Origin of the sequence: Tepidibacter sp. (assembly GCF_025210165.1) — a bacterium.
GTDB lineage: Bacteria > Bacillota > Clostridia > Peptostreptococcales > Peptostreptococcaceae > Tepidibacter_A.
This window is the reverse complement of record NZ_JAOASI010000080.1, coordinates 21,445-46,531: the sequence shown is the minus strand read 5'-3', so window position 1 is coordinate 46,531 and position 25,087 is coordinate 21,445. Positions and strand designations below refer to the sequence as shown.

Below are 25,087 nucleotides of genomic sequence, written 5' to 3'. Positions count from 1 at the left end.
CTCCTAAAACCGTTGCTTTAAATCCAACAGATGAGGTCAAAGATTTATTTGAAAACGATGTAATATAATTTTGAAAAATAGATATCTTGAAAGATACTCTTTTTGAAAAATACATGGTAAAATATTCAAAATATGTATTTTTAAAAATCGAACATAACAAAAGGATTAGATTTTATGCGACAACTCTATTGACAAACACCGTTAGCATTTTATTTAGTCTTAAATGTTACAAGTACGTATTATGGGAGTATATTTACTAACGATGCAAAATTAATTGAATTAGTAGCTTATGGTTTAAAATTATTTAGTTTTTCTTTTATTATTTCTGGCTACAATGATATAATATCATTTTATTTTACTTCTATTGGTTATGCAAAACAATCTGCAATTATATCAGGTTTAAAAGGTTTAGGCTTTCTTATATTAAATATATATTTATTGCCTGCAATATTTGGAAATACAGGTATATGGTTAATAGCACCTGTAACAGAGATGAGTACATTTTTAATTGTATTGTATTTTTTAAGACAAGAGAACAAATCCATACAGGGTATAGGATTGTTTCAATAGAAACTTTATTGAAAATAATGCACAAGAAATATGGATCACTGAGTAGCGAGTAGACGAATTTGTATTTGTAAATAAATTCGGAATTGTTTATAATATTTATATCTTTAAAAATAACTTTAGAGTGGTTTAGAGAATAAATTATAAAAGAGGGAAAATTCATGAATAAATATAGAAACTATATTATAGGCAATATAAGCACTACAAGAAAAAAATATCAGAAGTTTTTGGAAAATGAACTAAAAGAACATAATATAGATAATATAGTACCGTCACATGGTTCTATACTTTCGGTTTTATATAAAAACAATGGAAGACTTACTATGAAAGAAATTGCTAGTCTTATAAGAAGAGATAAGTCTACTGTTACATCTTTATGTAATAAACTAGTTTCTTTTGGTTACATTAAAAAAGAAAAATGTGAACAAGATAGAAGAGTAACTTATATAACTTTAACTCAAAAAGGTATTGATATAAAACCTGAATTTGAAGAAATATCTAAAAAATTAATAGATACTGCATATAAAGGATTTACACAAGAAGAAGAAGAAACATTTATTTATTTGCTGAATAAGATAAGTAAGAATTTTGATATAGAATAAATATAAATGTCTATTCTTTATAGAAAATTGGGTTGACAATAGTTTGACATCAAACTATAATTGTATTGTATACAATATGATTGATTTATAAGGAGGATTTTATGAGTAATTTAGATTTCATTTACAAAAGACATAGTGTTAGAAAATTCAAAGAAGAGCAAGTGCCTATTGGCGATATAAAAGAAATGATAAAAGCTGCAACGTATGCACCATCGGGAAAGAATGTTCAAAATTGGCATTTCGTAGTAGTCAGAGATAAAGAAAAGATACAAGAGATGGCTAGAATAATAGAGAAAAAACATGAAGAAGTAGCTGCTTATACTAAAGATGAAAAGAAACGTGAAAAATTCATGAAATTTTTAAGATATTTTACTGTATTTAAAAATGCACCATCTGTTGTTATAGTATATGCAGGAGAATATCCTGTTACAGCACTTGATTTATTAAAAGAAGGTGGAGCATCAAAAGAAGAAATACATTCTCTTTTAAAACCATCTCCTGGAATACAGAATATAGGTGCGGCTATGGAAAATCTATTATTAGCCGCTGCTAATATGGGATATGGTGGTTGCTGGATGACAGGACCGAATTATGCTAAAGACGAAATAGCTGAGTTTATAGGTTTTGAAAAAGAAGGATATACTTTTGCAGCTATGACTCCTATAGGAATACCTGATGGAGAAGTAAAGAGTCCTCCTAGAAAAGATGTAGAAGAAGTTATGACAATTATAGAATAAATTAAATGTACCCTATAGAGTAGATGATGAAAAAACTACTCTATAGGGTATTTTTGTAATATACAATAAATTTGAATACATAACTTCAATATGGAAACAATTATACAATAGAGTAAAACTTAAAAGAGGTGTTTTTGTGCTAAAAAAAAGAAAAAATAAGACTTTAAATAGAGATAGAAATAAAATTACTAAAATCACAAAATCAATTGACAAAAACATAAATATATTTCAAGAATTATTCAAAGATAATGATTCTATAATATATAGATCATTTACAGACCAAACTTCAAATAAAAGAAAGTACTGTATAATATTTTGTGATGGAATGGCTGATAAAGCTTCTATAAATGAGTACATAATAGATCCAATAATGAAAAATGAAGATTCAAAAAATGATATGGATGATTTATTAAACGATACAATATGCTATTCTGATATTAAGAAAATAGATAATGTAGAAGAAATAGTGGAGGCTATATTATACGGAAATACTGTGCTTTTATGTGATTATAACGATCAAACAGCTGTGTTTGATACTAAAGACTGGAAACTAAGAAGTGTAAGTGAGCCAGAATCAGAAGTTGTAGTAAGAGGGCCCAGAGAAGGTTTTACAGAATCTATAAACGTAAACTTATCTTTAATAAGAAGAAAAATATTGAGTAAAGATTTAAAGTATAAATACAAGGTTTTAGGAAAACAAACAAAAACGAAAATATGTATATGTTATATGGAAAATATAGCTTCACAGGCAATACTCAAAGAACTAGAAAAAAGGCTAGATTATATAGATATAGATGGGATATTAGAGTCTGGATATATAGAAGAATTAATAAGAGATGAGCCGTTATCACCATTTATCACAATGGGATATACAGAAAGACCAGATGTTGTTGCTGCTAATTTATTAGAGGGGAAAATAGCTTTGATATGCGATGGTACTCCAGTTGCACTAACACTTCCATTCTTATTTATAGAGTATTTTCAGGCTAATGAAGATTATTATAATAACTTTATATACGCATCTATAAATAGAATTTTAAGATATATAGGATTTTTCTTGACAACCAGTACACCTGCTATTTACCTAGCTCTTGTCACATATCATCAAGAGATGATACCAACTCCACTTCTTATAAGTATATCTGCTGCAAGAGAAGGAATACCGTTTCCTACTATATTTGAAGCGATTGCTATGATATTTGTATTTGAGGTATTAAGAGAAGCTGGGGTAAGACTTCCAAAACCAATCGGAGCTACAATAAGTATAGTTGGAGCTTTAGTTCTAGGAGATGCAGCGGTTAATGCAAGATTTGTTAGTGCTCCTATAGTAATCATTATAGCTTTAACTGGTATTTCAAGCTTTTTAGTTCCCAAAATGCTGGGACCAGTTTTAATTATTAGAATAATATTTTTGTTCTTAGCTTCGTTTCTAGGATTGTATGGGTATATATTTGGAGTTATAGGATTGTTCATACATTTAATGTCTATGAGATCATTTGGAGTACCTTATATGATGGATTTAGTAAGCACGCAATATCAAGATATAAAAGATACAGCTATAAGATCTCCGTGGTGGTATATGGAATATCGACCTAAATTCGTAAGCAGTAAAAATAGAATAAGAAAGAAAAATTCCATTAAATAAGAAAGAGGGTATAAAATTATGATTAAATTGAAGAATAAAATTATATTTTTCATGATACCAATTTCTATGTTTATACTTTCTGGATGTTGGAATTATAGAGAAATTAATGATGTGAACATAATAAATGGAGCAGCGGTAGATTTTTTTGAAGAAAAAGACGAATATGTTTTGAGCGTAGAGGTTATAAAGCCTCTTGCAGGACAGGATTTTAAATTAGAGGCAGATATTGTATCAGAAAAAGGAAAATCTATATTTGATGCTGTAAGAAATATGGTAGTTCATTCTGGTAAAAAGGGATATTGGCCACATGCTAAGGTATTTATAATAAGTAAAGAGATAGCTAAAAAAGGTGTTATTGAAGTTATAGATTTTATAAATAGAGATGCAGAGGTAAGATCGGATATATGGCTTTTAATATCTGAAGGGAAAACAGCAAAAGAAATATTAGAAAGTGAAACAAAACTACATTCTACTATATCTGCTCATTTAGAAGATAAGCTTAAAAATAAAGATTCTGTTTCTAAATTTGAAGCTATAGAATTACATCAATTCTTGAAGGATTTAGCAGCAGAGGGAATATCATGTACAATTCCAATTGCTCGTATAACTGTCAAAGAGAACGAAAAGGTTCCAGAAATATTTGGAATGGGTGTCTTTAAGAAAGATAAGTTAGTAGGATATATAGATGGAAATGAGACTATGAGCATGATGCTTGTAAAGGATCAATTAAAAGCAGGTGTATTTGTAGTGGAGAAGGTTGATAATTCTGATACAAGTTGTGCACTTGAAATATTTAAAACTAAAACAAAAATTAATCCTGTTATAAAGGATGGAGATATAACTATGAAGATAGATTCAAAATTAGATGTAGGAATAGGAGAAATATTAGGGGAAGAGGATTTAATAAGTGAGCCAGGACGAAATAAATTAAAAACTCAAGCTGAAGAAGTTGTAAAAAAAGAAGTATTAAAAACTATAAAAAAAGTTCAAAAAGAGTATGGTAGTGACATATTTGGTTTTGGAAATACTATTTACAGAAAGAAACCCAATGAATGGAAAATAATAAAGGATGATTGGGATAATATATTTCCGAATGTTAGAGTTGATATGAACGTTGAAGTAAACATAAAGGGAAGTGCTTTAACATCTAAGCCCATTAAGGCGGGTGATTAATATGATAATATTTCTGATAATACTAGCTTACTTGATAATAGGCTTTTTAGAAATAGTTCCACTAGTGAAAAAACATAAGAATAAGGAGTTAATTCTTTATTGTTCAATATTTTCCATATCATTAATAATGAGTATACTCTTGGGATTTGGAGTTGAGATACCAAGCCCTGCTAAATATATAGAAAAGGTTGTATTAATGGTTGTAGGAGAAAAATAAAGAGCAATAACTAAAACTTAAGGATTAAATAAAAATAATGTTTATTGTAATGTTGAGTAAAAAGTATCGGCATTTCAATAAACATTATTTTTATTCTATAGGACATTATATAATTTTGGCTTTGTAAATAACATTGATTAAATAAGTATATTTGCGACTATTTTTGAGCAACGGAGTCCGATCGTTGGCGACATAAGTCACCGAGTTAGCGAGTAGACGATTTTTTTTATGCGAACATTAAAATAAAAAACTTGAATAATGTTAAGAATGAAAATAAAATGGTATAGTAAGAGAGCATTAATTTAGGAGTGATATTATTGAGAAAAATAAATACTATTAATATACTAGAGGCTGTAAAGAAAATGAGTATAAGCTCTAATATAAATTTATGTGAGGATGTAAAAAATTCTTTTAAAATAAGTAGAGAAAAAGAGGAATCTGATATTGGAAGACATATATTAGATACGCTAATTGAAAATGCAGATATAGCTAAAGAAAATAGAATGCCTATATGTCAAGATACTGGAATGGCAGTAGTTTTTTTAGAGGTTGGGCAAGAAGTTTTATTTGAAGGTCAAAATATAACAGAGGCTATAAATGAAGGTGTAAGACAGGGGTACAAAGAGGGATATTTGAGAAAATCAGTAGTTGAAGATCCTTTGATTAGAAATAATACTAAAGATAATACACCTGCTATAATATATTACGATATAGTAAAAGGTGATAGAGTCAAAATAACTTTTGCACCAAAGGGATTTGGGAGTGAGAATATGAGTAGAATAAAAATGTTAAAGCCTTCTGATGGAGTTAAGGGTGTAGAAGATTTTGTAATAGAGACTGTATCAAATGCAGGTGCAAATCCTTGCCCGCCTATAGTTGTTGGAGTAGGAATTGGAGGAACTATGGATAAGGCAGCATACATGTCTAAAAAGGCTTTGCTTAGAAAAATAGGAGATCATAGTGATTTAGATCATATAAAGGATATGGAAAAAAGACTTTTGAAAAAGATAAATGATTTAGGAATAGGACCTCAAGGTCTTGGAGGAAGAACTACAGCTCTTAGTGTTAATATAGAGACATTTGCAACTCACATAGCGGGTCTTCCTGTTGCAGTTAATATAAATTGTCATGCATCAAGACATGAAGAAATTATATTATAGGGGGATTTTATGAAAAAAAATATTAAATTGATAAACACACCGCTTGATAATGAAGTAGTGAATACTTTAAAAGCAGGAGATATAGTACATATTAGTGGAACAATATATACAGCAAGAGATATGGCCCATACGAGACTTATAGAATGTATTGAAAACAACAAAAAAATTCCTTTTAATTTAAGGGGAAATATAATATATTATGTAGGACCATCTCCTAATAAACCAGGTGAAGTTATAGGATCAGCTGGACCTACTACAAGCTATAGAATGGATGATATGACAATTCCTTTGCTTGAAAGAGGGCTTAAGGGGATGATAGGAAAAGGGTATAGAAAAAAAGAAGTAATTCAAGGTATAAAGGATAACAATTGTGTATATTTTGCAGCAACTGGTGGAGCAGGTGCTATAATATCTAGTTGTATTAAGAAAAGTGAAGTTATACTGTATGAGGATTTAGGAGCTGAGGCGGTTAGAAAACTTACTGTTGAAAACTTTCCTGTAGTTGTAGTTATAGATGGTGAAGGTAATAATTTATACGATATAGAAAGAAAAAAATACGAAAGAAAGTAGGAATTTTAGATGAAGAATTATAATGAATTAGCTTTAAAACTACATAAAGAGAATAAGGGTAAGATATCTGTTAATAGCAAGATAAATATTAAAGATAAAGATGATTTATCAACAGCATATACTCCAGGAGTAGCAATGCCGTGTAGAGAAATACATAATGATGAAGAAAAGGTATATGAATATACGTCAAAATCTAATTTAGTTGCTGTGGTAAGTGATGGTAGTGCAGTTTTAGGCCTTGGTAATATAGGAGCAAAGGCATCTATACCAGTTATGGAGGGTAAGGCTATACTTTTTAAAGAGTTTGCAGATGTAGATGCATTTCCGATTTGCCTTGATACGAATGATGTAGGAGAAATAGTAAAAACTATAAAGCTTATGGAACCTGTATTTGGAGGAGTAAATTTAGAGGATATATCTGCTCCTAGATGTTTTGAAATAGAGAATAAGTTAAAGAAAGCTTTAGATATACCTGTATTTCATGATGACCAGCATGGAACTGCAATAGTAGTTGCAGCTGGTATTATCAACAGTTTGAAGCTTGCAAATAAAAATATAGAGGATATAGAGGTTGTAGTTAATGGTCCAGGATCTGCTGGAATAGCAATATCTAAGCTTCTTATGAGCATGGGAGTTAAAAACATTGTCTTATGTGATAAGGATGGAGCTATATATGAAGGAAAAGAGAATATGAATTGGGCTCAACAGGATATGGCAAAAATAACAAATAAGAATGATGAAAGAGGAAGTTTAAAGGATATTATTAATAAAAAAGATGTATTTATTGGGGTATCTGCACCTGATATTTTAACAAAAGATATGGTTGAAAGTATGAATGATAAAGCTATAGTGTTTGCTATGGCAAACCCAATACCAGAGATAATGCCAGATAAAGCAAAAGAAGCAGGAGCATTTATAATAGGAACAGGAAGATCTGACTTTAATAATCAAGTAAACAATGTATTAGCTTTTCCAGGAATATTTAGAGGTGCTTTAGATATTAGAGCTAGTGAAATAAATGAAGAAATGAAAATAGCAGCAGCTCTAGCAATAGCAAATACTATATCTGATGAAGAAATCTCGGTAGATAATATACTTCCTAAGGCATTTGACAAAAATGTAGCTACAAATGTTGCAAATGCAGTAAAAGGGGCAGCTATAAAATCAGGAGTAAATAGAATATAAATTTTTTAATATATAAAAAATTACTAAAAATAGTTGCAATTTATTCACCAGTTTAATATAATTATAAAAAAGCAAGAACAAATTCTAAGATCAGGAGTAAGTAGTTAAACTGTTTAATACTCAGCGAGTGGGAGATTGGTGAAAGTCCCATTGTTAACTCTTTAATGAATGGACCTGTGAGAAGCTAGGCGAAATCAAACGAAATTAGCCAAGGCCGGGGGTTTCCCGTTATAGAAACAGGATATCAAGAGAAATCTTCGTATCTGTTAAAGAGAAATAGCTTTGAGTTATTTAATCTGGGTGGTACCGCGGAAACTATAAGTCTTTCGTCCCTTTTATAGGGATGATGGGCTTTTTTTTATACAAAATTATAAGGGGTTGATATATATGTTATGAACTGAAGGAGACTGGTACTTTGATTGATTGAATAATATTATAAAAAAGTCTTTCTTCTGAAAATTTTCGATGTAGACTTTTTTGAAACTCATAACGGAAATTATACTTATCCACAATTTGAAGATGATTATAATTTCCTATTCGTTATAAAAAAGGAGAGATTTATATGAATTTAAGAAAAAATATATTAACAGCTTTATTACTTGCGATAGGATTTATACTACACCAAATAATACCTGGTGTTGTAGCTGGTATGAAATTTGATTTGATGCTTTCTATTATGGTTGTAGCTATTTTAATAAATAGTGAATTTAAAAATGCTCTTTTAACAGGTGTTATAGGTGGATTTATAACTGCAATGACTACTACATTCCCAGGTGGACAAATACCTAATGTTATAGATAAGATGGTAACTTGTATAGCAGTTTATTTTATAATTAAGCTAATAGGTAAGTATAAAGAAAAACAAATAAGTATAGCTGGGGTAGCATTTTTAGCAACGATAGTAAGTGGAAGTGTATTCTTAATATCAGCACTTTTTATAGTAGGTCTTCCTGCTCCATTTAAGGTTTTATTCTTAACTATAGTTTTACCAACATCTTTTGCAAATATATTCGTAACTACACTTATATACAACTGTGTAAATACTGCTATTAGAATATCAGGTGCAAAATTTGTAAGTAGATAATGTATAATGTACCTATAGGAGATGATAATATGATAAATGGTAGTACAAAACTAATAGGTCTTATAGGTCAACCAGTTGAACACAGCTTTTCACCTAGTATTCATAATCCTCTGTTTGAAAAATACAGTATAAACTCAAAATATATGTGTTTTGATGTAAATAAAGAACATTTAAAAGAGGCAGTAGCTGCCATAAAAGCACTAAAGATAAAAGGTGCTAATGTGACTATACCTCATAAGTTAGATATTATGAATTATTTAGATGATATAGATATTAATGCGAGAATAATAGGTGCGGTTAATACTATTAAAAATGACAATGGAAGATTAGTTGGATACAATACAGATGGGGTTGGGTTTGTAAATTCAGTAATTGATAAAGGGCATGAAATAAAAGATAAAAATGTAATGATACTAGGATCAGGTGGTGCAGCTAGAAGTATAGCTGTAGAAATAGCAAATAACAATGTAAAATCTATTGAAATTAGAAATAGAAGTATAGATAAGGCTCAGAATATAGCTGATATTATAAAGCAAAATTTTAAGTGTATTGTAAAAACAGGGGATTTAAATGTAAGTAAAGAAGACTTAGAGAATATAGATATATTGATAAATACAACCTCATTAGGAATGTCGCCTAATGTAGATAAAATACCAATAGATGAAACAATAAAGCTTGATAAAAAACTTTTAGTTTGTGATATAGTTTATAATCCAAAGGAAACTAGATTTTTGAAATGGGCAAAAGAGAATAATTTAGAGACTTTGGGTGGGATAGATATGCTTATAAATCAGGCTCTTGAGGCTTTTTATATATGGACTGGAGTAAGAGTTGATAGAGGGGATTTATCTGAAGTTGAAGAACTTAGATTTTAATAATTAAGCATAAAATAATTTTGTTCAGTAGCTATCTAGATTAAATGTAGATAGCTACTTTTTTGACTTTATTTTGAGGGTAATCAAAAACTTCCTATGCAAATACCGTGAATACACCGATATTTTGAATATAACTAAGCTTTTGCCTTATTAATAATCTTAAAATTTACGAACTCCCTACGGTCAGACACGCAAATTTCTTAACAGATTATTAAACGCCAAAAACTAAGTTATATTAGTCAAAATACCTAAAAGCATTCACTAACATTAGCATAGAAAGTTTTAGGGATGTATGTTAGATTATATTAAGTAAATTGATTTTAACTAGCACAAATAGATTTACCTGCTAATGAAATAAAGAGAATTGCTAAGCGATTTTCTTTATTTATAAGGAGTAGCCTAAAGATTCAGCCTTATCTAAGGCTATATTTTTATTTATATCTCCGACATTAAAAACTCCACCTACCAGTAATGTATCTTTAACAGTCCATCCTAGATAACTATTAATATCTTTGAAAGTAGATAGTAGGCTATTGAAAACTTCGTTATTAGGGTCTCCCGCAGAACACAGTAAAATACTTTCTTTATTTTTAATTGACTTGTTACAGCTAGGAACACAATAAGAGTATAATTTATCAATTACTGATTTAATTTGTGCACTGAATGTAAACCAGTAAAGAGGAGTTGAAAATACAACTACATCTGCTGATTCTATGTATTCAGAAAGATCGTTAAAGTGATCGTTATCAAATGAACATGCTTTTCCTTTTTTCCAGCAGTTATCGCAGTTAACACAAGGATTAATTTTATTTTTAGCAGCATTGAACATTGTAACGTGGTGACCTCTACTCTGAGCACCTTTAGCAAAATACTTTGCTAATTCTGTACTGTTTCCATTATCTCTAGGACTTCCAGTAATTATTAAAACATTTCTTTTCATTTAAAGCATCTCCTTATAATTAAAAAAGTTGATATATTGCAAAGCTAATTATATTTTATTTGAGATATAAATTCAATTACTAACCTTTTTAGCCATAAGTTACCAAAATGAAAGTATTAGACATAAAAACTAAAAATTTATGAAGTATAGAAACTATATTTCGTATGAATGAAAACTAGGTTCTTTTTGTGTTGTGGGTTATCAAAAACTTCCTATGCAAATACCGTGAATGTGGCGATATTTTGAATATAACTAAGCTTTTGCCTTATTAATAATCCTAAGATTTACGAACCCCCTTATGGTCAGACAAGTAAATTTATTAACATATATACTTAAATATGCATGGGTAGTTATTGTCTTGAAAAATATTCCATAATATATTAAAATTTATATATGCGATTCCTGACATTAAATTCAACTATATAGGAGGTGGGATTAATGATAAATGTTTTCATTCATGCAATTAAAACATTATATATATCATTAGAAAAAAGTAATATATATAAACTATTAACTGTAGGATTATTTAGTTTATTTACTTGTTCTGTAGCGTTTTATTTTTATGAAAGTCCTATAAATCCAGGTTTGAATTTTGGGGATTCTCTATGGTGGGGTTTTGTAACTTGTACTACTGTTGGTTATGGAGATTATTATCCTGTAACATCAGGTGGACGTATAATAGGGATAATTCTTATGTTAGTTGGTATAAGTGCATTTGGATTTATAACTGCTGCAGTTGCATCAGTTTTTATTGAAAATAAATTAAAGGAAGGACTTGGACTTATGGATATAAAATTTAAAAATCATATTGCTATTATTGGTTGGAATAATAAAAGTGAGATTATATTACAAGAATTGATACAAGATAATCCAGATAAAAAAATTGTTATTATAGATGAAAGAGAAAAACTTGTACTTGAATATAAAAATACTTTCTTTGTACATGGCGATCCTACCAAAGATGAAACTCTCGCAAAAGCCAATATTGAAAATGCACATACTGTAATTGTAGTTGCTGATGAAAAATTAAATAATGAAGGTATGGCTGATGCTAAATCAGTTCTAATATGCTTGGCAGTAGATAAATTAAATACTAATATACATCTTATTGCAGAGGTATTAAATAAAGAAAATGTAACCCATTTTCAAAGAGCCAATGTTAATGATATTATAATAAGTAATGAAATGAGTAGTAGAGTAATGGTAAGAAGTGCACTTTATAAAAACGTAAGCCAAGCTTTAAAAGAGCTTCTGACTAGTTCATATGGAAATGAAATATATGAAGGTAAGGTTAATAATGAAGATATAGGTATTACTTTTAAAAATTTAGTATCAAAGTATATAGAAAGATATAATGCTGTTATTCTTGGTATTGCTAACAAAGATGTTTTATTAAACCCTGATAAAGATTATATAATAGATAAGGATGATATTATTATATATATATCTAAAGAAAAATTATAAAAACTATAGGTGTATAAGCGCACCTATAGTTTTTTGTGTGGGTAATCAAAAAACTTCCTATGCAAATACCGTGAATCCAGCGATATTTTGAATATAACTAAGCTTTTGCCTTATTAATAATCTTAAAATTTACGAACTCCCTTACGGTCAGACACGCAAATTTCTTAACAGATTATTAAACGCTAAAACCTAAGTTATATTAGTCAAAATACCTAAAAGCATTCACTAACATTTTTATAGGAAGTTTTAAGGAAATCTACTATATTATAAAATTCAATCTTACCTCGTAGAACTAGCCATGGAATCTTTTTAGAGGTAGCAAGTTAAGTTTTTTAATAAATGTATTGTGTAATTAGATGTGTAATAATAGATTATGCAAAATACTTTGATTTGAAAAATATTCCATGTTATAATGAAATTTAAATATAGCAGAGTATTTATACTATATATCGGAGGTATTATATCGTGAAAAAAACATATAAAGATGAGACCGAAATGTTTGAGGATTATAATTTTAAGTTGGCTATTATAGATGCATTGCTAGAGAAACAGCCTTCTTTTATGGATGAACTGGAATCGATGAAAAAAAAGCATTGCGATAAATTTGAATTATACAAAGATATTAGCCCTATTGAAGAAATGGCTCAATACTTTGCAGAATTAAAACTTGAAAGAAACGATTTAGATAAAATTACAGAAATCTGCTTCGACGGAGGTAATGAAATCTATTTTTATATCTGTCCTGATTGGGATGGGGAGAATGATTATTTTGAAATTAAGAGCGTTGATGGGTATAAGAATTTAAAAAATCTAATATCGATTACCCATATTAGTATGATTGAAGAAGCAATTTTACAACCTATGAAAATTGATGGTATTGAAGTTTTTTAATACAGTAGAATTATATAGTTTAATGGAAAATAATATTATGTAAATAAAATTACATTCATAAAAGTCTATTAAACAATAACTAAATATTAGTTTAGGTAAGTGTTTAACGCTTTCAAAGTGTTGATATTACTATGGTTGTATTTGTTTTGTAAAAATCCTGCATTTAAAGGCTTAGGTAAGCTCTGAAATGTGGGATTTTATTTTTTATGTATTACTTACCAATTAAAAGTCAATAATCCATTTAAAGGCAGGTGACACATGAACAATAAAGGTTTGACTTTGATGGAAATTATAATATCATTAGCTCTTATTCAAATAACAGTAGTTGTATTTCTAAGTATAATTACAACCTGTGTAATGATCAACGTAAAATCAAAAGAAAAATTAGACGCCTTAAATATTGCTCAAGAATATATAGAAACAATAAGAAAACAAGATTACGAAAATTTTATAAAATATGATGATTTAAAAGAAATGAATGGAAAATACGAGGTTGATACAGATATAAATAAGAAGGATGGAAACAATTTATTTGAGGTAGTAGTTAAGGTTACAAAAGACGAGAAGGAAATTGCAAACTTAAAAACCTTAAAGGTTATAAGGAATAGATAGATGAAAGATGAAAAGGGTTATATATTGATAAGTTCTCTTTTGATTTTTATGCTAGTTATGATAATTAGCACAACATTAATAAGTATTTGTATAACAAATTATGAGATTCAGAATATATATGCTAAATCAAAAGATGGTTTTTATCAAAGTGAAGGAGCTCTTGATAGGGCATATATAGAAGTTGAAAATCATGTTGAATTTAGTATTAACAGAGCAAATGAAAAGCTTAAAGAATTTATGAAAAGTGAATATCATAATTTTTTACAGGAAGAAAAAAGTAAAGAAATGCAAGGATTAGATAGTGAGTATGTAGATTTGATAGAGGATGAAGCTGGAATACACTTTGTATTAAACAAAGAAAAAATAAATGAAAAATTGAATTCTATATTTAAAGGAGAATATGAAAATTGTTTTTTAAGATTAAAATATTACAGTATTTTAGTCAATAACTTAAAGAAGCTTAATTCAGAGGATGTCAAGTTAAGGGTTTTGAATCAAGACTTCGATATTGAAGATAATAAAATTAACTTTGAAATATCGTCTTTTTATAAACATAACGGAATGATTAATGAAATAGTACAAGGATATTACATAGATATACCAAATAAAGATGATGTATATAATAAAGACAATATAGGAGAGTTAATTAATCTTAGAGATTGGTATAGGAGGAGATAATATGGATAATAAAGGAATGTGACTTTGATAGAATTGTTGATAACTATAAGTCTAATTATGATTATTGCATCAATACCTATATACAAAATAAATATAAGACCTTATAAAATAGATTCGTTTGTAAGACAATTATGCTCTGATATACGATATGTACGCATACAGAATATGAACTATGATAATCATGCTAAGATATACTATGAAAAATCAGATGAGGGCACTACGGCGTATATATTAAAGGAATGTGGAGAAATCAAAAAAAGAGTAGAGCTTCCAAAATATACAGAGATAATTTATGGTCTTCAAAAAATAACCTTTGGACTAAGTGGAGGTGTTAGAGATACTGGAGAGACTATAAAAATAAAGGATAAAATCAATAAAAAAATTAAAATCATAACCATAGTTCCAATGAGTGGGAGGGTTTTGATAAAAGAGGGTATATATGAATAATAAAGGAATAACGCTTATAGAACTTATAATATCAATAGGTCTTGTAAGTGTTTTACTCATGGTTTTATTTAATATATTTATGTTTAGCACCGAGGTATATAGCTTGTCTCATTCGAATATTGAAATGCAAGAGCAAGCTCAAACGATACAAAACTTTATAGAAAACAATTTATACTTATCATCAGGAATAGAAAGTATTATAACTAAAAATGGGGAAAAGTTTTATAAGGATGAATTTGAAAAAGAAGATGTAAAAGAAATAAGATTTAAAATAGATGGACAAATGTGTAGTATATATCATATGTATAATAAAAAGAAGGTTTTTATTAAAAAAAATTTAAATTATAATGGATATGAATTTGGAGATTATCTGGAAAATATAAATATAAAGAATATAGATAATGGGAGTGGTGTAGAAATTTCATTAAAGCTACAAAAGGATAGAAAGACTATAAACACTAGTTTTTTAATTTATTTTAGAAATTATTTGAATGAATAGGAGGAAATTATCTTGTATAAATTAAAGAATTATATGGAGGATTTAGTAGATATAAATCTAAATATATTATTAGAGGAATATGAAGATATATGCAAGTGTGATAAATGTATTTTAGATATAAAGGCTATAGCTCTTAATAACTTAAAGCCTAGATATGGAGTGACTCGAATTGGTGATGTATATATAAGGATAGATGAGAGTAAAACTGGGTCAAATGTAAAAATGATGAGTGAAATAATAAAGGCTATAGAAAAGGTATCTAAAAATCCTCACAATGGAGATGAATAAATGGAAAATATAGATGAGGTAGTATCTAATATACTACTAAATTTAGCCAAAATATGATATGATATATAGTAGAATTTGTATAGAGGTGTTTTGATGGAAAATATACTCATATTAAACGGTCCTAATTTAAATTTAATAGGACAAAGAGAAACCGATATATATGGTAAGAAAACTATGCAAGATTTACATAAATTAATAATAGAAGAATCAAAAAAAATGAACATAAGAGTAGAATTTTTTCAAAGTAACCATGAAGGGGAAATAATAGATAAAATTCAAAGTAGTATAAATACATATGATGGGATAGTAATAAATCCAGGAGCTTATACACACTATAGTTATGCTATATATGATGCTATACAATCTATAGATAAGCCAGTTGTTGAAGTTCATATCTCAAATGTTCATAAAAGAGAAGAATTTAGACAAAAAAGCGTTACAGCAAAGGCGTGTATAGGTCAGATAACAGGGTTTGGATTTTATAGTTATATACTAGGTTTATATAGTATAGTAAACTACATAAGGGGTGTAAAATAATGAATAGAATGAATAAATTAAGAGAACATATGAAAAATACAAGCTTAGATGCTGTTTTAATTTATAAAGGTGAAAATAGAAGATATTTATCAGATTTTACAGGAACTACAGGATATGTTCTTATAACAGAGGATAAGAATTTATTCTTCACAGATTTTAGATATATACAACAAGCTACAAACCAATGTAAAAATTTTGAAATAGTAGAAATATCAAGAGAAAAGCCTGTGACAGAGTTTTTAAAGAATATGAATATAAAGAATTTAGGGTTTGAAGATGACTATATGGATTTTGCAACTTATTCTAGATTCAGTAAAGAACTTGAAAGTATAAATTTTGTTCCTTTAAAAGGACATATGCTTGCAATAAGAGCTATAAAGGATCAAAAAGAGATAGATACTATAAGAAAAGCTGCAAGTATAGCAGATGAAGCTTTTTCTCATATATTAACTTTTATAAATCCAGGTGTATCTGAAATGGATGTAGCGCTTGAACTTGAGTACTTTATGAAGAAAAAAGGAGCTACTGGATTATCGTTTGATTCTATAGTTGCATCAGGAAAGAGATCTTCTCTTCCTCATGGAGTTGCAAGTGATAAAATAATAGAGGATGGCGACTTCTTGACATTAGATTTTGGTTGCGTATATAATGGATATTGCTCAGATATGACTAGAACAATAGTTGTAGGAAAGGCAAGTGAAAGACAAAAAGAAATATACAATATAGTCTTAAATGCTCAAATGAGAGCTTTAGAAAATATAAAACCAGGTATGACTGGTTTTGAACTAGATAAGATTGCTAGGGATGTCATAATAGATGCAGGTTATGGAGAATATTTTGGTCATGGTTTAGGTCATGGAGTAGGACTTGAAGTACATGAAATGCCCAATGTGAACCCAAATGCACAAAATACTCTTTTACCTGGTATGATAATAACAGATGAACCTGGTATATATATTCCGGATTTTGGAGGAGTTAGAATAGAAGATTTGATTGTAATTACAATCAATGGATATGAAGTATTATCTAGCTCGACTAAAAAATTAATAGAACTATCTTACTAGAAATTTAAATTATGGAGGGATAACAATGGTTTCAGCAGGTGATTTTAGAAAAGGAGTTACTTTTATAAAGGATGGAGAGTTGTGTTTAGTAATTGATTTTCAACACGTTAAGCCAGGTAAAGGAGCAGCTTTCGTTAGAACTAAGTATAGAAACTTAAAAACAGGATCTATAAGAGAGGAAACTTTTAATCCAAATGATAAGTTCCCTAAAGCTAATATAGAGACTAAGCAAATGCAATATTTATACAACGATGGAGAATTATACTATTTCATGGATAACGAAACTTTTGACCAAGTTCCACTTAACTACGTTCAAGTAGAAGATGCTATAAAGTTCTTAAAAGAGAACGATTCAGCAACTATAAGATTCCATGAAGGACAAGCTTTCCAAGTTGAAGCACCAAACTTTGTTGAGTTAGAAATAACTGAAACAGAGCCAGGAGTAAAAGGAGATACAGCTACTAATGTAACTAAGAATGCAACAGTTGAAACTGGAGCAATAGTTCAGGTTCCTATGTTCATAAACTTAGGAGATAAAATAAAAATAGATACTAGAACTGGAGAATATTTATCAAGAGTTTAATATACTTGCTTGTTGGATATAATTCATATATAGAACAAAATACAAATTTCTAAGGAGGTATATTATTATGCAACATTTATATGAAAAAGTAGCTTACTTAAAAGGATTAGCAGATGGATTAGGTGTTGATGAAAGTACTAAAGAAGGAAAATTACTAATAAATATCGTTGATATTTTAGATGATTTTGCAGATGCTATAGTCGAGCTTGAGGAAGAACAAGATGAGATATCTGAGTACATAGAGACTATAGATGAAGACTTAGAAGATTTAGAGGATGAAATTTATGAAGATGAATTGGATGAAGATGAAGAATTTAGCTATGTTCAATTCCAGTGTCCAACTTGTAAAGAAGATGTAGAAATAGACGAAGAATTATTATACGATGAAGATGTAGATATTCTTTGCCCTAACTGCAAAGAAGTAATATTATTTGCTGAAGATGATTGTTGTGATGGTCATTGTCATTCAGAAGAAAACCACGATTGTAACTGTGGTGAATAATACAGAAGTTTGCATAAAAAATGACTGCTTTTAGCAGTCGTTTTTTATTTAAATTTCTTTACAAGATTGCTTTATAAATAGTAAACTATAATTTGATAAGGGTTCCTTCAAAACTAGGAGGTATTATAATGAATAGACAAATAAAAAAGTATGAAAAAGAATTAGAGGAAAAAATTAAATATATATTTAAAAATAAAAGCTATTTATTAGAGGCTTTGACTCATAGTTCATATGCAAATGAACATAAAAATGGAGATATACAATATAATGAGAGAATAGAATTTTTAGGAGATTCAGCTCTTGGAATAGTGGTTAGTCATTATTTGTTTGAAAACAACAAAAATTTACCTGAGGGAGAGCTTACAAAGATTAGAGCAAATATAGTTTGTGAGGAATCTTTAAGTGAGCTTGCAAAAAAAATTAATCTTGGAAAATATTTATTATTAGGTAAGGGCGAAGAGGTAACAGGAGGTAGAGAGCGTATATCTATACTTGCAGATGCCACTGAGGCAATAATAGGAGCAATTTACTTAGATGGTGGACTTGAAAAGGCTCGTGATTTTGTAATAAATCATATGCAGGATATAATACAAGATTCTATAAAAGGAAAAATATTTAGAGATTACAAAACTCATCTTCAAGAGGTACTTCAAAGCCAAACTAATGAGAGAATAACCTATGATGTTATGGAAGAAATTGGACCAGATCATAATAAAAAATTCATTATTCAAGTAAGACTTGGAAAAGAAGTTTTAGGAAAAGGTGGAGGAAAGAGTAAGAAGGAAGCCGAACAAATGGCTGCAAAACAAGCATTAAAGAGAGTTGGTTGTTAATGAAAAGAAGGATAATACCAGTATTTGTACCTCATAAAGGATGTCCCCACGATTGTATATTTTGCAATCAAAAGAAGATAACTGGGGTATCAACTGATGTTAGTGCAAGTGATGTAGAGAACATAATAGAACAATACTTAAAGACTATGACGGATGATTTACATATAGAGGTTGCATTTTTTGGAGGAAGTTTTACGGCAATAGATATAAATATTCAAAAGAAACTATTATCAGTAGCCAAACAATATGTAGATAAAGGTAGAATAAAGGATATAAGGCTTTCAACAAGACCGGATTGCATAGATGAAGTTATACTTGATAATTTAAAAAAACATAAAGTCAGCATTATAGAGCTTGGAGTTCAATCTATGGATGATGATGTTCTAGAACAAAGTATAAGAGGTCATTCTCAAGAAGATGTATTAAATGCTGTAAAGCTTATAAAAGAGTATGACTTTGAGCTTGGACTTCAAATGATGCTAGGGCTTCCTAGTGATACTGAGCAAAAATGCATTCAGACTGCTGATAAATTCATAAATTTAAGACCAAGCTTTGTAAGGATATATCCAACACTTGTTGTAAAGGATACTGGTCTTGAAAGTTTATACAATGAAAGTAAGTACACACCATTTGACTTAGATACTACTATAGAAATATCAAAAAAACTTTTAATAAAGTTTCAATTAGAAAACATAAAGGTAATAAGGGTTGGACTTCAGACTACAGAGGATATATCGCTCGGAAGAGATGTTGTATGCGGACCACATCATCCATCTCTTAGAGAACTTATTGAAGCTAGAATATACAGGGATTATATAGAAAACATAATAAAATCTAGCAATATAGAAGACTCTATTACTGTTTATGTAAATAAAAAAAATATATCAAAAATAGTTGGAAATAAAAAAAATAATATTATATACTTATATGAAAGATACAATGTAAATATGTCTGTTAAAGAAGAAGATTTGCCTATAGATGAGTTCTTGTTTAAATACAATGAAGTTTTAAGAAAGACAAGTTTGGGTGAAATATATAAGAATTTATATGACATATACAAAATTTAATTGGGGGGATTTTTTTGTATTTAAAGAGGTTAGAATTAAAGGGCTTTAAATCCTTTCCTAATAAAACGGAGATAATATTTGAAAAAGGAATAACATCTATAGTAGGACCTAATGGAAGTGGGAAGAGTAATGTATTAGATGCTATAAGATGGGTCCTTGGAGAGCAAAGCATAAAGAGCTTAAGAGGAGATAAACTTGAAGATGTGATATTCATAGGGGCTGACAATAAAAAGCCTATGAACTACTGTGAGGTATCTCTTGTTATAGATAATAGCGAAGGTATAATAAATATTGATTATAGTGAAGTTAGTATAAAAAGAAGGGCTTACAGATCTGGAGAAAGTCAGTTTTATATAAATAATAAAGCTTGTAGATTAAAAGATGTTAAAGAATTACTTCTTGATACGGGAATAGGAAGAGAAGGGTATTCGATAATAGAACAAGGAAAGATTGATGAAATACTAGGGAATAATGTAAACAATAGGAGAAAAGTGTTTGATGAGGCTTGTGGTATATCTAAATATAGATATAAAAAGCAAGAAGGAGAAAAAAACCTTAATAATACAAAAGAAAACCTAGAGAGAATAAACGATATTTTTTATGAGATAGAGAATCAATTAAAACCTCTAGAGATACAAAAGGAAAAGTCTCTAAAATATATAAAGCTTAATGAAGAACTTAAATTACTTCAAGTAAACTCTTATATAAGAGAAATAGAATCCCTTGATGTTGAACTAAAAGAGATAAACAATCACAGCAAGATACTTTGCCAGCAGCTTGAAGACTTAGAAAAAACAAAGAAAAGTCAAGAAGAACAGATTATAGATATAGAAAAAAAATTATCTGAATTAGAAATTAAAATAACAGACTCTAATGAAAGCATACATCAAATTCAAGTAGGTATAGATAAAAAAATAGCAGAATTAAATTTAATAGATGAAAAAATAAAGAATATACAGATTAATAAACAAAGAAATGAAAAAGAATTATCTGAATTAAAATCAAAAAAGCTTAAAAAAGAAGAAGAATTAAAAGTTTTAACTGATGATAATGATAAGCTTTATTTAAAACTTGAAAATCTAAATAAAAATAAAAAAGAGATTCAAGGAAGTACAGATAAAGGTATGCTTGAACTGAACTGTATAGAGCAAAGAATTGAAGATTTAAAAAATGATGCAATAAATTTATTAGATGAAAAAAATAATAAAAATATAAGGCTTTCAAGTTTGAATACCAGTGTTGAAAATATACAAAATAGAAAAGTAGAAGTTAGAGAAGATATAAATGAGATAATTTTACAGATTGAAAATAAGAAATCTGAACTACAAACTAATGTAGAAATTGAAAAAGAGAATAACGATATTATTAAAGAGTTGAAATTAAATAAAAATGAAGAAATAAATAATTTAAACTCATCTATTTCAAATCTTAAGAATATTGAATCTAATATCAACAATAAAAAATTTAAAATAAATGAATATAAGTCTAAGTTAAATGTATATGTTGAGATGGAAAATAGGTATGAAGGTTTTTATAGAGGAGTAAAAGAGGTACTTAAAAATAAAAAACTTCCTGGAATTAAAGGTGCTGTTGCAGAGGTTATAAAAGTAGATAAAGAATATGAGCTTGCTGTTGAAGTAGCAATGGGATCTTCTCTTCAAAATGTTATTACAAAAGACGAATATAGTGCAAAACAAGCTATTTCTTACTTAAAGCAGGGGAATCTTGGAAGAGTAACTTTTTTACCTATTAATATAATAAAACCTAGAAAAGTAAACGTAAATGAAATACCTAATATAGATGGTTTAATAGGAGTAGCAAGTGATATAGTTAAATTTGAATATGAGTTTAAAAATATAATAGAAAATATACTTGGAAGAACTATATTTGTAGATGATATAGACTGTGCTATAAAGCTTGGTAAAATGACTAATTATAAGTATAAAATAGTAACCTTAAAAGGAGATGTATTTAATTCAGGAGGTTCATTAACTGGTGGTAGTGTGAAATCAGTTAACAACTTATTATCAAGAAAAAGAATGATAGAAGAATTTAAAGAAAATATAGAAAAAGAAAAATTAGAAATACAAAATCTATTAGAAGACAAGTTGAGTACAGAACAGGAATTAGAAGTAAAAAAGGGTAAAATATCAAGTTTAGAAGAATCTATACAAGAAAAGGAAAAAATAATTTTTAAAATTCATTCAGATATTAATAACATTAAAGAAGATATAAATATAGTGCAGCAGACAAAATCTAAATTAGAAAAAGAAGAATTAGGCTTTAACGACAATCTTTCATATACTAATGAATTAATAAATAAATTAAACGAAGAAATAAAAAAGATTGATGCTAAAACATCTGAAATAGAGCAAACTATAAAGGATATAGATATTAAAAAGCAAGAATATAAAAACAAGTATGAGTCTGATATAAAAGTTTTAAATGAAGTAAAGCTTGAAATAGCTAAATATACTCAAGTGTATGAAAATAATAAAAATCAAATTCAAATGTTAAAAGATTATATAAAGGATTTAGAAAATAATATAGATACAAAAGAAAAAGAGATGAAAAGCTCAGATTTAGAAAGGCAAAATGTAAGTGAAAAGAAAATCTTAATAAAGGTTGAAAAAGAAGAATTAAAAGAACAAATTATAAATCTTAATAAGAAATATGAAGATTATAAAAATGATAAGTTAAATATACTAAAAGAGATAAAAGATAAAAAAGAAGATTTTAAAACAAAAGAAGAAAATTATACTCAATTAAAAGAAAGTATGTATAAGGTAGAATCAAAGATAGATAAGCTTGAAGTTAGTCAAGAAAATTATTTCAATAAATTATGGGAAGATTATGAGCTTACATTTAAAGATGCTACATCACTAAAAAATGATGAAATAGAAATAGATAAGAAAAAAATAGAAAATCTAAAAAATCAAATAAAAAGAATTGGGAATGTAAATCTTGATTCTATACAAGAATATAAAGAGGTAAAAGAAAGATATGATTTTTATGAAGAGCAAAAGAAGGATCTTGAAAAGTCTATAGAATCAATAGAAAAATTAATAATAGATCTTGAGTCTAATATGAGAAATGAATTTAGCATTAACTTTAAGAGAATAAATGAGTATTATATGGTTATTTATAAAAAACTATTTGGTGGAGGATATGGAGAACTTAAGATAGTAGATCCTTCTAATATTTTACAAAGTGATATAGAAATAATAGCACAACCTCCTGGTAAAAAGCTTAAAAATATAAATCTTTTATCTGGAGGAGAAAAAGCATTAACAGCAATAGCTATATTATTCAGTATAATAAGCACAAGACCTACACCGTTTTGCGTATTAGATGAGATTGAGGCACCTCTTGATGATGCTAATATTTATAGATATGGAGAATTCTTAAGAGAATTATCTAAAGATACTCAATTTATAGCTATAACGCATAGAAGAGGAACTATGCAGGTGTCAGATTATATATATGGTGTAACTATGGAGCAAAAAGCAATATCTAAAGTACTCAGTCTAAAACTGGAACAAGCACAAGAATTAACTAATGAAAATGCTAGCTAGGAGGTAAATTATGTTAAAAAAAATATTTGATAAGTTTAAGAAAAAAGAAGACCAAGAAGTAGAACAAGAAATTCAGGAAGTTGAAGAAAAAATAGAAGAAGATAAAGATGACGAAGTTCAAAAGAATGAAGAACCTGAAAATGAAATTAAAGAAGAGATTAAAGATGAAGTAGAGCAAGAGGGACTTAACGTAGATGAAATAAGTATTGATGAATATGTTGAGCAAGATTTAGAAGAAGTAATAGAGGAAAAATTAGAAGAAATTAAAGAAAAGCAAGAAGAAGAAAAGGTAGGTCTATTTTCAAGACTTAAAGATGGATTATCTAAAACAAAGAAGGGTATAACAGATAGAGTAGATCAACTTTTAAAAGCATATGTAAAAGTAGATGAAGAGCTATTTGAAGATTTAGAAGAAATACTTATAACATCAGATGTTGGTGTTAATACTACAATGGATATTGTAGAGCAGCTTAGAGATAGAGTGAAGAGTAAAAAAATAACAGAGGCAATAGATGTTAGAGACGAACTTAAGGAAATACTTTCTGATATATTAAGTGATGAACAATCAAATCTAAACATAGAACCATCTCCAGCTATTATATTAGTTGTCGGTGTTAATGGAGTAGGAAAAACTACTACAATAGGAAAAATGGCTAATAGGTTTAAAAAGGAAGGAAAAAGTGTATTACTAGCTGCGGGAGATACATTTAGAGCAGCAGCTATTGACCAATTACAAGTTTGGGCTAATAGAGTTGGAGTGGATATGATAAATCATTCAGAAGGGTCAGATCCTGGAGCTGTAATATTTGATGCAATAGCTGCAGCAAAATCTAGAAAGGCAGATGTATTAATATGTGATACAGCTGGTAGACTTCATAATAAAAAGAATCTTATGAATGAACTAGGTAAGGTATTTAAAATTGTAGATAGAGAATATCCACAAGCTACAAAAGAAGTGTTACTTGTAGTTGATTCTACAACTGGTCAAAATGCAGTATCTCAGGCAAAAACATTTAAAGAAGCAGCTAATATAACTGGTATAGTACTTACAAAACTTGACGGAACGGCAAAAGGTGGAGTTGTACTGGCTGTAAAATCAGAGCTTGATGTACCTGTTAAACTTATAGGTGTTGGAGAAAAAATGGAGGATCTTCAAGATTTTGATGCTAAAGATTTTGTAAAAGCATTATTTGGTGACGAAAATTAATAAAAATTATTGACAAGATGGATTATCTGATATAAAATACATCTGTAAAGGCGACAAGCTTTACACTTATAATTCTTTGGGAAGT

Annotated in this window: 27 protein-coding genes and 1 other annotated feature; of the genes, 25 read left to right on the top strand and 2 right to left on the bottom strand. The window is 28.5% G+C overall.

The window, feature by feature from the left end; genetic code table 11:
- Positions 1-368 precede the first annotated feature (368 nt).
- Positions 369-545, bottom strand: coding sequence for a hypothetical protein (locus tag N4A48_RS13980; protein ID WP_293666955.1), 177 nt, complete (start codon positions 543-545; stop codon positions 369-371).
- 183 nt (positions 546-728) lie between these two features.
- Between N4A48_RS13980 and N4A48_RS13975 the strand changes: the two genes are divergently transcribed.
- From N4A48_RS13975 to aroE, 10 genes are all read left to right on the top strand, one after another.
- Positions 729-1,169, top strand: a complete 441-nt coding sequence (locus N4A48_RS13975; protein ID WP_293666953.1) for a MarR family winged helix-turn-helix transcriptional regulator — start codon at positions 729-731, stop codon at positions 1,167-1,169.
- 101 nt (positions 1,170-1,270) lie between these two features.
- On the top strand, positions 1,271-1,906 hold the full coding sequence (locus N4A48_RS13970; protein WP_293666951.1) for a nitroreductase family protein: 636 nt from the start codon (positions 1,271-1,273) through the stop codon (positions 1,904-1,906).
- 136 nt (positions 1,907-2,042) lie between these two features.
- The gene (locus N4A48_RS13965; protein ID WP_293666949.1) at positions 2,043-3,551 is read left to right on the top strand and encodes a spore germination protein; all 1,509 of its coding nucleotides are present in this window, start codon (positions 2,043-2,045) and stop codon (positions 3,549-3,551) included.
- Positions 3,552-3,569: 18 nt separating this feature from the next.
- Positions 3,570-4,724 (top strand): Ger(x)C family spore germination protein, encoded by a 1,155-nt coding sequence (locus tag N4A48_RS13960; protein ID WP_293666947.1) that lies wholly within the window; start codon positions 3,570-3,572, stop codon positions 4,722-4,724.
- Position 4,725: 1 nt separating this feature from the next.
- On the top strand, positions 4,726-4,941 hold the full coding sequence (locus tag N4A48_RS13955) for a hypothetical protein (RefSeq protein ID WP_293666946.1): 216 nt from the start codon (positions 4,726-4,728) through the stop codon (positions 4,939-4,941).
- Positions 4,942-5,258: 317 nt separating this feature from the next.
- Complete coding sequence (locus tag N4A48_RS13950) at positions 5,259-6,101, top strand: fumarate hydratase (RefSeq protein WP_293666944.1); 843 nt, start codon at positions 5,259-5,261, stop codon at positions 6,099-6,101.
- A gap of 9 nt (positions 6,102-6,110) precedes the next feature.
- Positions 6,111-6,671: a Fe-S-containing hydro-lyase gene (locus tag N4A48_RS13945; protein WP_293666942.1), complete on the top strand. Its 561-nt coding sequence runs from the start codon at positions 6,111-6,113 to the stop codon at positions 6,669-6,671.
- Between the two features lie 9 nt (positions 6,672-6,680).
- Positions 6,681-7,856 carry an NAD(P)-dependent malic enzyme gene (locus tag N4A48_RS13940; protein ID WP_293666940.1) on the top strand — a complete coding sequence of 392 codons (1,176 nt, stop codon included), beginning with the start codon at positions 6,681-6,683 and terminating at the stop codon, positions 7,854-7,856.
- 77 nt (positions 7,857-7,933) lie between these two features.
- Positions 7,934-8,193 (top strand) — a binding site (T-box leader).
- Positions 8,194-8,418: 225 nt separating this feature from the next.
- Complete coding sequence (locus N4A48_RS13935; protein WP_293666938.1) at positions 8,419-8,940, top strand: tryptophan transporter; 522 nt, start codon at positions 8,419-8,421, stop codon at positions 8,938-8,940.
- Between the two features lie 29 nt (positions 8,941-8,969).
- Positions 8,970-9,815: a shikimate dehydrogenase gene (gene aroE / locus N4A48_RS13930; RefSeq protein ID WP_293666936.1), complete on the top strand. Its 846-nt coding sequence runs from the start codon at positions 8,970-8,972 to the stop codon at positions 9,813-9,815.
- A 385-nt stretch (positions 9,816-10,200) separates the two neighbouring features.
- Here aroE and N4A48_RS13925 read toward each other — a convergent pair whose 3' ends face one another.
- Positions 10,201-10,755, bottom strand: coding sequence for a flavodoxin family protein (locus N4A48_RS13925; RefSeq protein ID WP_293666934.1), 555 nt, complete (start codon positions 10,753-10,755; stop codon positions 10,201-10,203).
- Positions 10,756-11,193: 438 nt separating this feature from the next.
- Between N4A48_RS13925 and N4A48_RS13920 the strand changes: the two genes are divergently transcribed.
- The 15 genes from N4A48_RS13920 (at position 11,194) to ftsY (ending at position 25,002) form a co-directional block, all read left to right on the top strand.
- The gene (locus tag N4A48_RS13920) at positions 11,194-12,219 is read left to right on the top strand and encodes a potassium channel family protein (protein ID WP_293666933.1); all 1,026 of its coding nucleotides are present in this window, start codon (positions 11,194-11,196) and stop codon (positions 12,217-12,219) included.
- A 465-nt stretch (positions 12,220-12,684) separates the two neighbouring features.
- The gene (locus tag N4A48_RS13915) at positions 12,685-13,110 is read left to right on the top strand and encodes a DUF6892 domain-containing protein (RefSeq protein WP_293666932.1); all 426 of its coding nucleotides are present in this window, start codon (positions 12,685-12,687) and stop codon (positions 13,108-13,110) included.
- A gap of 258 nt (positions 13,111-13,368) precedes the next feature.
- Positions 13,369-13,722: a hypothetical protein gene (locus tag N4A48_RS13910; RefSeq protein WP_293666931.1), complete on the top strand. Its 354-nt coding sequence runs from the start codon at positions 13,369-13,371 to the stop codon at positions 13,720-13,722.
- The gene (locus N4A48_RS13905) at positions 13,723-14,400 is read left to right on the top strand and encodes a hypothetical protein (protein ID WP_293666929.1); all 678 of its coding nucleotides are present in this window, start codon (positions 13,723-13,725) and stop codon (positions 14,398-14,400) included.
- A 24-nt stretch (positions 14,401-14,424) separates the two neighbouring features.
- Positions 14,425-14,847, top strand: coding sequence for a pilus assembly FimT family protein (locus N4A48_RS13900; protein ID WP_293666927.1), 423 nt, complete (start codon positions 14,425-14,427; stop codon positions 14,845-14,847).
- The gene (locus tag N4A48_RS13895) at positions 14,840-15,346 is read left to right on the top strand and encodes a PilW family protein (RefSeq protein ID WP_293666925.1); all 507 of its coding nucleotides are present in this window, start codon (positions 14,840-14,842) and stop codon (positions 15,344-15,346) included. The genes N4A48_RS13900 and N4A48_RS13895 overlap by 8 nt, the downstream gene beginning before the upstream one ends.
- A 12-nt stretch (positions 15,347-15,358) precedes the next feature.
- Entirely contained in the window at positions 15,359-15,634 is a 276-nt protein-coding gene (locus N4A48_RS13890; protein WP_293666924.1) for a late competence development ComFB family protein, read from the top strand.
- Between the two features lie 93 nt (positions 15,635-15,727).
- Positions 15,728-16,171 (top strand): type II 3-dehydroquinate dehydratase, encoded by a 444-nt coding sequence (gene aroQ / locus N4A48_RS13885; protein ID WP_293666923.1) that lies wholly within the window; start codon positions 15,728-15,730, stop codon positions 16,169-16,171.
- Positions 16,171-17,235 carry a M24 family metallopeptidase gene (locus N4A48_RS13880; protein ID WP_293666921.1) on the top strand — a complete coding sequence of 355 codons (1,065 nt, stop codon included), beginning with the start codon at positions 16,171-16,173 and terminating at the stop codon, positions 17,233-17,235. Before aroQ ends, N4A48_RS13880 begins: the two co-directional genes overlap by 1 nt.
- Positions 17,236-17,260: 25 nt before the next feature.
- Positions 17,261-17,818 (top strand): elongation factor P, encoded by a 558-nt coding sequence (gene efp / locus N4A48_RS13875; protein WP_293666919.1) that lies wholly within the window; start codon positions 17,261-17,263, stop codon positions 17,816-17,818.
- Positions 17,819-17,885: 67 nt separating this feature from the next.
- Positions 17,886-18,320, top strand: a complete 435-nt coding sequence (locus N4A48_RS13870) for a CD1247 N-terminal domain-containing protein (protein ID WP_293666917.1) — start codon at positions 17,886-17,888, stop codon at positions 18,318-18,320.
- Between the two features lie 128 nt (positions 18,321-18,448).
- Complete coding sequence (gene rnc, locus N4A48_RS13865) at positions 18,449-19,153, top strand: ribonuclease III (protein WP_293666915.1); 705 nt, start codon at positions 18,449-18,451, stop codon at positions 19,151-19,153.
- The gene (locus N4A48_RS13860; protein ID WP_293666913.1) at positions 19,153-20,220 is read left to right on the top strand and encodes an elongator complex protein 3; all 1,068 of its coding nucleotides are present in this window, start codon (positions 19,153-19,155) and stop codon (positions 20,218-20,220) included. Before rnc ends, N4A48_RS13860 begins: the two co-directional genes overlap by 1 nt.
- Positions 20,221-20,234: 14 nt before the next feature.
- Positions 20,235-23,795: a chromosome segregation protein SMC gene (smc, locus tag N4A48_RS13855; protein ID WP_293666911.1), complete on the top strand. Its 3,561-nt coding sequence runs from the start codon at positions 20,235-20,237 to the stop codon at positions 23,793-23,795.
- A 10-nt stretch (positions 23,796-23,805) separates the two neighbouring features.
- Complete coding sequence (gene ftsY / locus N4A48_RS13850; RefSeq protein WP_293666909.1) at positions 23,806-25,002, top strand: signal recognition particle-docking protein FtsY; 1,197 nt, start codon at positions 23,806-23,808, stop codon at positions 25,000-25,002.
- The last annotated feature ends 85 nt before the right edge of the window (positions 25,003-25,087 follow it).